The sequence below is a fragment of the Oceanisphaera profunda genome, assembly GCF_002157895.1.
Taxonomy (GTDB): Bacteria; Pseudomonadota; Gammaproteobacteria; order Enterobacterales; family Aeromonadaceae; genus Oceanimonas; species Oceanimonas profunda.
This window is the reverse complement of the sequence record NZ_CP021377.1, coordinates 3,132,905-3,145,223: the sequence shown is the minus strand read 5'-3', so window position 1 is coordinate 3,145,223 and position 12,319 is coordinate 3,132,905. Positions and strand designations below refer to the sequence as shown.

Below are 12,319 nucleotides of genomic sequence, written 5' to 3'. Positions count from 1 at the left end.
ATTAGCCCCCAGTGACCGGCGGGAAAAAGGCGACTTCGTCTCCGGCTTTAATGGCGCTGCTCAGCGGCACTATGGTGTGATTAACGCCCACCAATAGCTTATTCACCGCCAGGGCACTGGTCCAAGGCTCACCTTGGGCCGTTAAATGCAGACGCAGTGCTTCCACAGTCGCAAAGTCTTCCGCCACCGTGATTTGCTCTTGGCCTAATTGCTCGCGTATTTTGGCAAAAAATAATACCTGAATACTCATGCGTTAAAATCTCCTGACTTGCCGCCGCGCTTTTCTAACAGGCGAACGCCATCGATAATCATGTCTTTTTGCACCGCCTTGCACATGTCATAAATGGTCAAGGCCGCGATAGAGGCGGCGGTGAGTGCTTCCATTTCTACACCAGTTTGACCGGCTAACTTGCAATAGCTTTGAATGTGCACGCCGCCGCGTTCGGCATTAGGGGTGAGCTGCACTTCAACCTTAGACAAGGCTAGCGGATGACAAAGCGGAATAAGCTCGGCGGTTTTTTTGGCCGCCATAATGCCGGCAATGCGCGCGGTGGCAAACACATCGCCTTTATGGTGCTGACCATTCACGATCAAGGCTAACGTTTCCTCTGCCATCAAGACCCAAGCTTCGGCACGGGCTTCACGCACGGTTACCGCCTTGTCGCTCACATCCACCATATTGGCCTCGCCTGAGGCATTAATGTGCGTTAATTCGCTACTAATTTCACTCATGCGGTTACTCTACTTCAATAAGGTGCTGCACAAAGTTGCAGGGTTTATGACGGGAGTCCAACTGCTCGGCTAAAATGCCGGTCCAGCCAGTACGGCAAGCACCGGTAGAGCCTGGCAGGCAAAAAATGGCGGTACGATTGGCCAAGCCGCCCAAGGCACGGCTTTGTACGGTGGAAGTGCCCAGCTCTTGATAGGTGAGGTGACGAAACAATTCACCAAAGCCATCAATCTGGCTATCAAGTAACGGCGCTATCGCCTCAGGCGTGGTGTCGCGACCGGTAAAGCCGGTGCCGCCGGTGATCAACACCACTTGTACTTCTGAGCTGGCTATCCAGCTGGATACGCGCGCGCGCAGCTGATATTTATCGTCTTTGAGAATGGCTTTATCGGCCAACTGATGACCCGCTTCTGTAATGGCCTGCACCAAATACTGGCCCGAGGTATCTGTGCTTTCATCACGGGTATCCGATACGGTTAACACGGCAATTTTTAGCGGCACAAAGGCCAAGTCGGCATGACTCATTACATCCTCACTTATTTATTATTATTTATTTAAGTACAGTACAGCGCAGAGCGCACAAAAGAAGGCATCAAACGGAAATATTTAAAATAATCCAGTTATGCTGGCCTTACAGCTTAAACCTTCTTTCAAGCCGTCTTCCTGACGCAAGTCAGGATCTCGCTTTTTTCTTTAAATCTAAGAACGAGATACCGGGGCAGGCCCGGTAAGACGGCTAAGTAAATCTCTAAACTCATCCAGCTACGCTGGCCTTACAGCTTAAACCTTCTTTCAAGCCGTCTTCCTGACGCAAGTCAGGATCTCGCTTTTTTCTTTAAATCGAAGAACGAGATACCGGGGCAGGCCCGGTAAGACGGCTAAGTAAATCTCTAAATTCATCCAGCTACGCTGGGCCGCCGAAGTTTAAGTTTTGCTGTACAAAACCGGCCAGCTAAAGCGGCCTCTACCAAAGACGCTGCTTGTTGTTAGCTCGGCGCTCCGTTAGCCCTTCATTCAACATTGCTCCAAGCCCTTACCCCCCAATCGACGCCAAGTTTGGCGTCATGCCGCTGTGGCCTTCGTGCAGAAAGTGGGTGGCTTTTTTATCGACTAAGGCGTCACTCAAGCGCTGTTGCAAGCTGGCAATTTGGCTGTCGTCTGTCAGCAAGTCACGCAAGTCCACGCCGTAGTCACCAAATAAGCACAGGTGTAGCTTGCCTAACGACGAAACCCTTAACCGATTGCAGCTGGCACAAAAGTCTTTGCTATAAGGCATGATCAGGCCGATTTCGCCTTGATAATCCGGATGACAAAACACCTCAGCGGGGCCATCGTTAAAGGCCCTTATTTTTTGCTGCCAACCTTGTTGCAGTAGTTGTGCTTTGATCACAGCACCGCGCACGTGATGGCGGTCAAACAGCTCGTCCATCTCGCCGGTTTTCATCAACTCAATAAAGCGTAATTGAATGGGATTGTGTTTGATCCAGCCCAAAAACTGGCCTAAATCGCCGTCATTGAGGCCGCGCATCAGCACGGCATTCACCTTCACTTGAGTAAATCCCGCCTCCACGGCGGCATCTATGCCGGCCATTACTTCATGAAAGCGATTTTGACCGGTGATCTGGTGAAACATGCGCGGATCTAAGCTGTCCACGCTGACGTTGATGGCAGTTAGCCCCGCTTGGCGCCACTCTTTCGCAAATTTGGCCATACGATAACCGTTGGTGGTCATGGCCACTTTTTCAATACCTGGGGTATTGGCAACGGTTTCGATAATCTGAGTAAAATCTTTGCGTAATGAGGGCTCACCGCCAGTGAGGCGCACCTTGCTGGTGCCCATAGCGGCAAAAGCACGGGTAAGACGGGCAATTTCTGCCACAGTGAGGAAGGATTTTCGGCCCTCCGGTTTATAACCATCGGGCAAACAATACTGACATTTAAAGTTACAGACATCCGTGATCGATAATCGCAGATACTGAAACTTGCGCGCGAACGCATCTTCTAATTTCAACATAAAACACCTTTCCAATACGGGAGGCTGGGGCATTTCTCCCCCAACCCTTACAGCACTTGGCTGAGCGGTCTGGCCACCCTATTGCCATTGTGTAACATGGCAACGTAGACGGTTCAGACTCGGAGTTTTTAAGATTGTCTTTTTTGACACTGTTTTTTTAAAACTAGCTTTCGACACTTTTTTGCGTGAGCTAGTTTTGTTTTTCTACTCTTCACCTTAAAGACAAAGTTAGCTTTAGATCAAGATAAACTTAAACCCCGCAGCAACTCTGGGATCTCCGCCACATCTGCTCACGGCTTTCTTCCATAAACAACAATAAAAGGCTTCGCATAACGAGGATATTTCGCATTATGCAGCTGCATATTATCTCCTTACCATCGCCAAAGCGAGTAAACACTGGCTTTTGCAAGTTGGCACGGATATTTCATATAGGAGGACAGTTGTTTTTATCCCGTGCTCTCTTCAGCTTAGGCTGAAGTTCGGCCAACCTGCTTGGGTTGGCCATTTTTTTAACTTCAATTGCTAACGCGTCTCATTTAGCTGCGCAGCTAGGATCTGCAAAGTAGCATCCAGTGCCGCTTGCCAAGCCGTATATTGCGCCGCCACCAAATCCGCATCGCCCTGCTGGCAGCTTTGCTCTAACTTTTCGCTTAGATACTGGCAGCGTAAGGCGCCATAACTGCCGCACGCCGAGGTAAGGCTGTGGCACCAACGCGCCATTTTCTGCACATCTTGTGCGATAAAGGCTTGGCGCAGTGCTTCGCCTTGGGTGCGGCCATCTTCAAGAAACAAACCCAGCAAGCGCGCCACCACAGGCGCGCTCAGATCTTGCTCCATGCGGCTTAGGTGATCGTCATCCAGCAGCGGTAATTGACCTTGCAGACTATACCAATCAAGCATGGCTATTATCCCAGCCTTGTAACTTACGGTAGATAGTAGAAGGACTCACTTCCAGCAGCGCTGCAGCTCGGGACACATTGCCCTGACAATGGCTAATGGCTCTTTCTATCGCCTTACGTTCCAATACGGCCAACGGCACTATGGGCGCGGGCAAGGTATCTTGGGACACCCATTCACCTGCGGTATTGTGGGCCACGGGCTGGTCTAGTGGTGCCGGTAGCATGTCCAGCTCTATCCATTCCCCTTGATGCAACACCACCGCATTGCGGATCACGTTTTGCAATTGGCGCACGTTGCCCGGCCAATGATACGCCTGCAAACGGTCTTTGGTGGCTTCCGATAAGCCCACAAACGACTTGCCCTCTTCGCGCGCGGCTTGGCGCACTAACGCCGTGGCAATGCTCAATACGTCGGCACCCCGCTCCCGCAATGGTGGCAAGTTAATGGGGATCACGTGCAGGCGATAATACAAGTCTTCACGAAACCGCCCTTGCTCCACTTCTACTAAGGGGTCACGGTTGGTGGCACAAATAATGCGCACATCCACTTGGATCTGCTGAGAGCTGCCCACCGGCTGAATTTGCCCCGATTGCAAGAAGCGCAATAATTTACTTTGCAGCTCCAAGTCCATTTCGCAAATTTCATCCATAAACAAGGTACCGCCATCGGCGCGGATCACAGCACCGTCACGGTCTTGTAATGCGCCGGTAAAGGCACCTTTAATATGGCCAAACAGCTCGCTTTCCATCAAATCTTTTGGAATGGCTGCGCAGTTAAGGGCAATAAAAGGCCCATCCGGCCGACCGCTACGCTCGTGCAGCGCTTCGGCGCACACTTCCTTACCGGTGCCACTTTCACCTGTGATAAATACGGTCGCGCTGCTGGGTGCCGCATTCTCAATCAAGCGATAGACTTTTTGCATCGGCAAGCTAGCACCAATAAAGCCTTGAAACGGTTCGCCTTCAATGTCGTGACGATAGCTGTCGAGCAGCTGATTGAGCTGGCGAAACTTCATGGTGTTATGCAGGGTGACTTTCAAGCGCTCAAGTTCGATCGGTTTATTAATAAAATCATGGGCGCCCAAGCGCATCGCTTCTACGGCCACATCTACCGAGCCATGAGCGGTGATCACTATGGTGGTGATATTTAATTTTTCGCGGTGCAACCATTGCAATATGTCCATGCCCGGCATATCTGGCAGGATCAAATCCAGCAATAAAATATCCGGCGCATGCTGCTGAATATGCTCAATGGCCGCTTGGCCATTATTCACCACCGTTAGCGACAGCGGCTCATCTTGCAGATAGGCTTGGTAAAGCGCAGCCAACGACGCCGTATCCTCTACCAGTAATACATTTAGCCTTTTATCACCCATCTTAAATTCTCACCTTTACCATTCAGTTGTTATTTTCACACATCTAAGAAAAATTACTTGCAGTAAATTAACTCGGTGCTAACATCACTTCAACACAGGGTGTGACTCATTTGCTACCCATTTTATAACGCCTGCTACTCGTTTGTGATGTTTAGTTTGACGCTAGGTTCAGTTTTTCTATCTGTTTAATGTATTCGGTTTAATATTTTCCTGTTTGCTTAGATTTTTCTGCTTGTTTAGTTTTTTTCTGTAAGTGTGTTAGTAACGACAATTTTTAGCCTTGTGGCTGCTGCAAAACCAGAGTACTTGTGACTCTGGTTTTTTTTTGCCAGTTATACAGGCTTCAAGTTACCAACACCTTAAGCCGGACTATCAATATCGATAAACTCTACCGCCAAGCCATGTTGACTTGCCAGCCACTCACCCAATGCCTTCACGCCATAGCGCTCGGTGGCATGATGGCCAGCAGCAAAAAAGTGTAGCCCATACTCACGCGCCACGTGCACGGTTTGCTCTGAGATTTCACCACTAATAAAAGCGTCCATGCCTTGTTCGGCAGCCAACTCTATATAACCTTGGCCACCACCGGTGCACAGCCCCACCCGACGGATCAGCTCAGGGCCAGTGTCGCTCACCTGCACTATGTTACTGTTTAAGCGCTCGGTTAAGCGCGCACTCAGCTGTGGGCCGGTCAGTGGCTCAGCCAACTCACCCCACATAGGGATAGACTGGGCATTGCCCACTTCTAAGGGGCGCAGCTGATCAATACCTAATAGCGCGGCCAACTGGGCGTTATTACCCAGCTCAGGGGCAATATCCAGCGGCAGGTGATAGGCATAAAGGTTGATATCATGACTGAGCAAGGCTTTTAGGCGGCGACGTTTCATGCCTCGCACCGGCTCGCTCTCACCTTTCCAGAAATAACCGTGATGCACCAGTATGGCATCGGCGTGAGCTGCAATGGCGCGGTCAATCAGCGCTTGGCTGGCCGTCACCCCTGTGATCACAGTGCGGATCTCGGCTTTGCCTTCCACTTGCAAGCCATTAGGGCAATAATCCTTGATGGCGTGCACGTTTAGCAGCGTATTTAGGTGCTGCTCGAGTTCTAAATTGTTCATCTTGCCCCCTGTGTGCTCTGTGCCCTTGAGCATATAAAGTGCTAAGTGCAGTGCTATTTGATAACACATTGTAAAACAAAAGGTTCCCAGAAATGAGTACTGCTTTATCTTCTTTATTAGCGCAGCTCAAAGACGCGACCGTGCGTGACTTAGCGTGGGCGCTGGCCAGCCCTAATTTATTATCTGATTCAATACTGGCCCCAGACAACGATTGGTATCAGCGGCTACTCAACGACTACCAGCCCCGCTTATTGGCGCTTGATCAGCAGCCTACAGTGCTGCATTTACATTGTGCGCCTCATCGCCGTTTAGGCCTTTATTTTGAAGCGCTGTGGCACTTCTTTTTACTCGACAGCCCGCGCTTTCAGGTGTTGGCTCATAACTGGCAACAAGTGCTAGATGGTACCACATTGGGCGCCTTCGATTTTTTAGTTTGGGATCAACAAAGCCAAAGAGTAGAGCACTGGGAATTAGCGGTTAAATTCTATCTGGTCAGCCAGCAAGCAGATGCCGTCGACCATGCCTTTGGCATTAACCCGCGCGACAAACTGCGTCGTAAACACCAACATATGCTGAACTCGCAACTGATGCTGGGCAATCACCCTTACGTAGCCCCCAAACTGGCTGCACAAGGTTTGATACCCCAACACAAACGATTGATCTTAAAAGGCCGTTTATATTATCCGCCGCATGCTCAGCACTTTATCTCTGCCACTGGTGAGCGCGGCCAATGGGGCACAGCCCCACCTAGCGCGGCCTTTCGTGCCCAGCACAAACTGGGCTGGATGACAGGTGGCCGAGTAAGTGCCGATCGTCGACAAAACTTTATCGACCCAGAAGGCAATTGGTATATACAAGTAGATGAAGCGTGGCTGGCCAGTACTCAGAATTAAATGGCGGTGAGAAAAGATAAGAGGAGAACGGGACGCTAAATTATTAGCGCTTAAGCTTAATTGTCTTAATTTACAGCTACTTGTTTGTTTTTAACGCAGTTTAACTGGCAAGAGCGTCGCTGAGTCACAAATAACGCCGTTTTGGTGAGATAAAATCAGTAGTTACTCAAGTTTATTATCTTAATGTCGATATAATCGATAGATATTAATGGATTAATGGCAGGCCTACAATTTATGAACCGACGCAATGAACATGTAATAAATGAAGAAGTCACTTACAGCAACCAAGAACAATTGGTGTCGACCACCGACTTACGCGGCGTGATCACTTATGCCAACGAGGTTTTCTGTCGAGTGGCGGGTTATTTACCTGAAGAAATCGTCGGTAAGAATCATAATATTGTACGCCACCCAGATATGCCCAAGGCGGCGTTTCACGACTTATGGGTGCATGCCAAAGCCGGTCGCCCTTGGCGCGGCGCGGTAAAGAACCGCTGTAAAGACGGTCGCTATTATTGGGTAGATGCCTATGTAACGCCCATCTATGAAAACGGTAAAATTACCGGCTATCAGTCGGTGCGTACCCAGCTCGATGACAAGACCCGAGATATTGCCAGTGGTGCCTATCGGCAATTACTCAAACAAGAGCAACAAAAACGCAGCACCCCTACTTGGTTAACCGCCGCTAAATCGGCACTGCCCCTGATTGGGTTGGTGGCCTTGCTGGGCGCCATTGGCTTGAAAGGTGGCGTGACGACACTGGCGTGGAGCCTACTCCCTATGGCTTGGATAGCGCTTTGTTATCGCAAGTCGTGGTTTGGTACTCGGCAGTTTTTAAGCAGCTTAACCCAAGAGTACGACAGCATTTCGCGCTTGGTCTATTCCGGTGATGCCCCTCATGCCATTGCCGATTACCACCTTAAAATGTGGCAAGCACGCACCCGCACCATTTTAGGCCGCGTGGACGATGCCACCGATTCTCTGAAAGGCTTGGCCAGCTCCATGTTAGCGGCCATGACAGGCGCACGCCGTGACTTGAGCCAGCAAGACAGCGATACCCATCAAATTGCCGCGGCCATTAATGAGATGTCTGCCACCGCCAATGAGATCACGGTAAACACCCAACAAGCGGCCAATAATGCGGAAGAAGCGCAAAATCAATGCTACCTGACGCAAGAGCAATTAGAGCAAACGCGAGTCAGAATTGTCGGTTTAGCCGAGGAAGCCAAACAAGCGGCAGAAGCGACGCTGGCGTTAACCGAAGAGTCGAACCGCATTGGCACTTTGATGAGTGAAATTCAGGGCATTGCCGATCAAACCAACTTATTGGCGCTAAACGCAGCCATTGAAGCGGCGCGTGCCGGTGAGCATGGTCGCGGCTTTGCGGTAGTAGCCGAAGAAGTGCGCGCCCTGTCTACTCGTACTCACGGTGCCACCGAGCAAATTCAAACCAGTATCACTCAGATTCAGCAAACGCTGGCCAAGTGGCATGTGATGATGGACACCAATATGGCGCACAGCCAAGAGTGTGTGGCGGCGGCCGAGGCCGGTAGCAATAGCTTGAGCCGCGTGGTGAGTGAAATCGATCAGATAGTGGCCATTACCGTAGAAATTTCTTCCGCCGCTGAGCAACAGCAACAAGTCGCAGAAGAGATTAGCCATAACGTGCACCACATTTCGACCACTTCTTCAGCCAACTTAAGCAAAATCACCGAGGTGGAAGACTCAAGTAAAGAGCTGCTGGATCGCTCGCAAGGGCTAAACGACTTAACGCGCACTTTCTCTTAAGCGGCGATTAATGAGTGCGGCGCAAACGGCTAGCCAAACCAAAATCCTCAAGTTATTGGCGTTGGTGCCACAAGGTTATGTGGTGAGCTATGGGCAGCTGGCGGACTTAGCCGGCTTGCCCGGCCGCGCTCGCTTGGTGGGCCATACGCTGCGAAATTTAGACGTTGCAGCACTGCCTTGGCACCGCGTGGTCGGTGCCGACGGTCGCATTAGCCTACCCAAAGGCAGCCCCGCTTGGCTCGAACAACGACAGCGCCTGCTGGCTGAGGGCATTACCTTTAAAGGCCATGCCATTAGCGGCAATTGCGTCAACATGCGCGAATTTCAATGGCAACCCGACCTAGCCGCCATGCTGATGTTGTTTGATTTTTAAGACATGTAAGGCGTGAGGTGAATAGTGAATAACAGCACCGAGCCAAAAGTAATAGCCGCACTTGTAGCCGCCAATTTATTCGGCGGTTCTGCGTAGCAGAATGGGTTTTAGTTTAAAAAACACCGTGCCGAATAAATTGGCACCTACGAAAACATCACAGCGACTTAAAACAATCCCAACTGGTGGCCGATTAAGGCCTCAAAACTTAAGCCGATAAAGGGCAAGATGGCGTCGGCGACGGGCTTGAGTTGGCGGTCCACGTAATGCTGATAGTCCAGCTGGGAGCGCACATATTCTTCTGGCTCTGGGCCATTGACCGTCATTAAGTAACGAATAACGCCTTTGTTTTGATAGCGCAGCGACCGCCCTAGGCGGGCATTGTGCTCATCTGCTTGGCGGGCGGCGCGTACTTGGGGTGGCTGAGATTTTACGTATTGCGCCAGCGGTCGGCGTAGGCGTTTGCGATACACTAAATCTGCATCAAACTCACCACTTAAGGTTTTCTCTAAGGTGGTGCGCACAAAACCGCTCGGATCCTCATCATTAAAAACCAGCCGATATAACTCAGTTTGAAAATGCTTGGCCAGCTGCGTCCAGTCTGAACGCACGGTTTCCAGCCCTTTAAAGACCAACTCCTGCACGCCATTATGACTGCTTAAACCGGCGTAGCGTTTTTTCGAACCCTGCTCTTGGCCACGAATGGTCGGCATTAAAAAGCGGGCAAAATAGCATTCAAATTGCAGCTCTAATTCACTGTCTAACTGAAACTCTGCGGCCAGCTTTTGCTGCCACTGTTGAGTGACCAACTTAGCTAAGCGCTGCCCTTCTTTACGGCCGCTGTGCTCATCTTGCTCACCGGTTAGCAACACAAACAAAGAGTCGGTGTCGCCGTAAATCACCTCATGGTGTTGATCGCTTATCCAGCGGGCACTTTGTTGCATAATTTCATGGCCACGCAAGGTGATGGACGATGCCAAACGGGTATCGTAAAAACGACAACCGCCGGAGCCCAGCACGCCGTAAAACGAATTCATTAAAATTTTAATGGCTTGGGAGCGGGGTTGGTCTTGCTCGCGCTTGGCTTGATCGCGTTCTTGCCATAAGTGCTTGATGATGGCCGGTAAAAAATGATGAGTGCGTGAAAAGCGCGCGCCCCTAAAACCTGGGATGGCATCCGTTTCTTGCAAGCCCAACACCAGCCCTAAGGGGTCGATATGAAAAGTGCGAATAATGGCCGGATACAGGCTTTTAAAGTCCAGCACCAGCACATGGCGATACAAGCCGGGGCGTGAGTCCATCACATAACCGCCAGGACTGGCCAAGCCACCACCGGCGGGTAAATTGGGGGCCACAAAGCCGGCACGGTGCAAGTGCGGCAAATACACTTGAGTAAAAGCCGCCACCGAGCCGCCGATGCGATCCAGTTCAAGTCCGGTTAATTGACTGCGCAGCCGTAAAAAATCCAGCAGGCGGGTGTGTACAAAAATATCCCACACCAAGCGGCAGTCTTCTAAGTTATAAGCGGCAAGCTTGGGCTTATTTTGGAAAAAATCTCGGGTAATAGTGGCTAAGCGATTGGCCACATCTTCGGTTTGCTTGCCCCGCCCCAACAACTGCTGTGCCACATTCTCTAGGCTAAAACTGTCAAACTGATAACAGGCGGTTTTAAGTGCATCTATGCCATCTATCACCACGCGCCCGGGCAGGGTAATAAAGGTTTGACCGGTAAAGCTCGACTCGCGCATAAAGGCCGGCTCACCGCCACGGCCAAGACGTAACGTTAGGCCATGCAAGGCGGCGCGACGCAGTAGCAACTTAAAATCAAAGCCCACTACGTTCCAGCCAATAATAATATCCGGATCGTATTGGCTTAAGGTCTGCTCCAGCGCTTTGAGCAAGGCGGCTTCATCAGCGATCCATTGAATATCGGTGTCCGCAGGCTCGGGCTGCCCTATCATCAACACCCGCGCCAGCTTCTCTTCATCTAAGCCGTCGCCATCACCGTACAGGCCAATAGAATACAGTTCGCCTTGGCCGGAGCATTCAATGTCCAGCGACAGCACCCTAAACTGGGGCTCGTAGCTGCTGGGTTTTAAGCGCGCTTGCGTGAACTGGCGAAAGCTTGGCGCCTTATGTTCTTGGCTAGCTTGTTTCTGGCCGACTTGTTTCTGGCCCGTTAGCGCTTGGCCCACTTGTTGTTGGCTAATAAAGGCCACGCCGCCGCGAATAAAGCGACTTAATAAAAATCGCTCATGCAGGCGAATATCATCTTCAAATACACTAACCCCCGCCGCGCGCAGTGCATCGGCGGCGGCTCTGTGTTGGGCAATACTGGTAAAATACAGCACCGCCACCGCTGCCAGCTCTAAGGTTTGTAACCCCAGCTCAGACCATACATAGGGCAGTTGCGCTTGGTTTAAGGTGTGCTCGGCCTGCGTGCGTTGCTCAATGGGCACCATAAATAATGGCCGCTCGCCAGACAATTGCAGGCGCACCGGCCCCTTGGCGGTATTTAGCCAATAGATAATTTCACTGCGGCCATGGCGGTCGCGACTGTGGCGGGTTAACAGGAAGCCCTGTTCTATGGTGCTCATGGCGCCATTATACCCTCATCGTTAACAACTATGCGTTAAAGGGTAATATTGAATGAAGAGCGAAGAATAGATCACTTGTAGCCGAAGATACGGCCACACTAGAAAGTTTTGCGGAGCCATATCCTGCAATGCCGCTGCGCGCCATCAGCCGGCTAATACCATTCTAAGTAAAATAATGATCACTTTTAGTTCTAGATCCAGAACCAATCTTGCAACGGAAGAACGCAGAACCCACGGAACAATTAAGATGGGATAAGATCGACAAGTGACAGGGAGCAAGAGCTTATTTATTGTAAGAACCCGCTTATTGTAAGGAGGCGGGTTAGCTCTTACCTATTAAAGCCTTTTATCTTAGTTTTGGCTTTGTCAGATTTGAGCACTATTTTTCCGTGTTCTTCCGTGGGTTCCGTTGCGAAAAGGTTTTGATCAGTTAGTTTTCCTGATTGGTATAAAGCGGCTTCTTCAAAAGAACGCTCACCTAAAAACCACACAGCCCCGATAAACGGGGCTGTGTGCAGAGTGCTGAACGATTAA

At 50.6% G+C, this 12,319-nt stretch carries 11 protein-coding genes and 1 riboswitch; of the genes, 3 read left to right on the top strand and 8 right to left on the bottom strand.

Annotated features, from left to right (window positions below; translation table 11 throughout):
* Position 1: 1 nt before the first annotated feature.
* The 7 genes from moaD to CBP31_RS13870 all read right to left on the bottom strand — a co-directional run bounded on the left by moaD (position 2) and on the right by CBP31_RS13870 (position 6,137).
* A complete protein-coding gene (moaD, locus tag CBP31_RS13900; RefSeq protein ID WP_087038264.1) occupies positions 2-250 on the bottom strand; it encodes a molybdopterin synthase sulfur carrier subunit in 249 nt (82 codons plus the stop codon).
* The gene (gene moaC / locus CBP31_RS13895) at positions 247-732 is read right to left on the bottom strand and encodes a cyclic pyranopterin monophosphate synthase MoaC (protein ID WP_087038263.1); all 486 of its coding nucleotides are present in this window, start codon (positions 730-732) and stop codon (positions 247-249) included. The genes moaD and moaC overlap by 4 nt, the downstream gene beginning before the upstream one ends.
* A gap of 4 nt (positions 733-736) precedes the next feature.
* The gene (gene moaB / locus CBP31_RS13890) at positions 737-1,255 is read right to left on the bottom strand and encodes a molybdenum cofactor biosynthesis protein B (RefSeq protein ID WP_087038262.1); all 519 of its coding nucleotides are present in this window, start codon (positions 1,253-1,255) and stop codon (positions 737-739) included.
* A gap of 508 nt (positions 1,256-1,763) precedes the next feature.
* Positions 1,764-2,744 carry a GTP 3',8-cyclase MoaA gene (gene moaA / locus CBP31_RS13885; RefSeq protein WP_087038261.1) on the bottom strand — a complete coding sequence of 327 codons (981 nt, stop codon included), beginning with the start codon at positions 2,742-2,744 and terminating at the stop codon, positions 1,764-1,766.
* Positions 2,733-2,881, bottom strand: a riboswitch (molybdenum cofactor riboswitch). It overlaps the preceding gene by 12 nt.
* Before the next feature lie 385 nt (positions 2,882-3,266).
* On the bottom strand, positions 3,267-3,644 hold the full coding sequence (locus CBP31_RS13880; protein WP_087038260.1) for an Hpt domain-containing protein: 378 nt from the start codon (positions 3,642-3,644) through the stop codon (positions 3,267-3,269).
* Positions 3,637-5,019, bottom strand: coding sequence for a sigma-54-dependent transcriptional regulator (locus CBP31_RS13875; protein WP_087038259.1), 1,383 nt, complete (start codon positions 5,017-5,019; stop codon positions 3,637-3,639). Before CBP31_RS13875 ends, CBP31_RS13880 begins: the two co-directional genes overlap by 8 nt.
* A gap of 359 nt (positions 5,020-5,378) precedes the next feature.
* The gene (locus tag CBP31_RS13870) at positions 5,379-6,137 is read right to left on the bottom strand and encodes a Nif3-like dinuclear metal center hexameric protein (RefSeq protein ID WP_087038258.1); all 759 of its coding nucleotides are present in this window, start codon (positions 6,135-6,137) and stop codon (positions 5,379-5,381) included.
* Between the two features lie 92 nt (positions 6,138-6,229).
* Here CBP31_RS13870 and CBP31_RS13865 point away from each other — a divergent pair, with 92 nt between their 5' ends.
* The 3 genes from CBP31_RS13865 (at position 6,230) to CBP31_RS13855 (ending at position 9,191) form a co-directional block, all read left to right on the top strand.
* Positions 6,230-7,030: a DUF1853 family protein gene (locus CBP31_RS13865; protein WP_087038257.1), complete on the top strand. Its 801-nt coding sequence runs from the start codon at positions 6,230-6,232 to the stop codon at positions 7,028-7,030.
* Positions 7,031-7,264: 234 nt separating this feature from the next.
* A complete protein-coding gene (locus tag CBP31_RS13860; RefSeq protein WP_087038791.1) occupies positions 7,265-8,818 on the top strand; it encodes a methyl-accepting chemotaxis protein in 1,554 nt (517 codons plus the stop codon).
* A 10-nt stretch (positions 8,819-8,828) separates the two neighbouring features.
* Positions 8,829-9,191 (top strand): MGMT family protein, encoded by a 363-nt coding sequence (locus CBP31_RS13855; RefSeq protein ID WP_087038256.1) that lies wholly within the window; start codon positions 8,829-8,831, stop codon positions 9,189-9,191.
* 164 nt (positions 9,192-9,355) lie between these two features.
* On the opposite strand, the gene CBP31_RS13850 is transcribed toward CBP31_RS13855, so the two are convergent.
* Positions 9,356-11,785 carry a DNA polymerase II gene (locus CBP31_RS13850; protein WP_087038255.1) on the bottom strand — a complete coding sequence of 810 codons (2,430 nt, stop codon included), beginning with the start codon at positions 11,783-11,785 and terminating at the stop codon, positions 9,356-9,358.
* Positions 11,786-12,319: the final 534 nt, after the last annotated feature.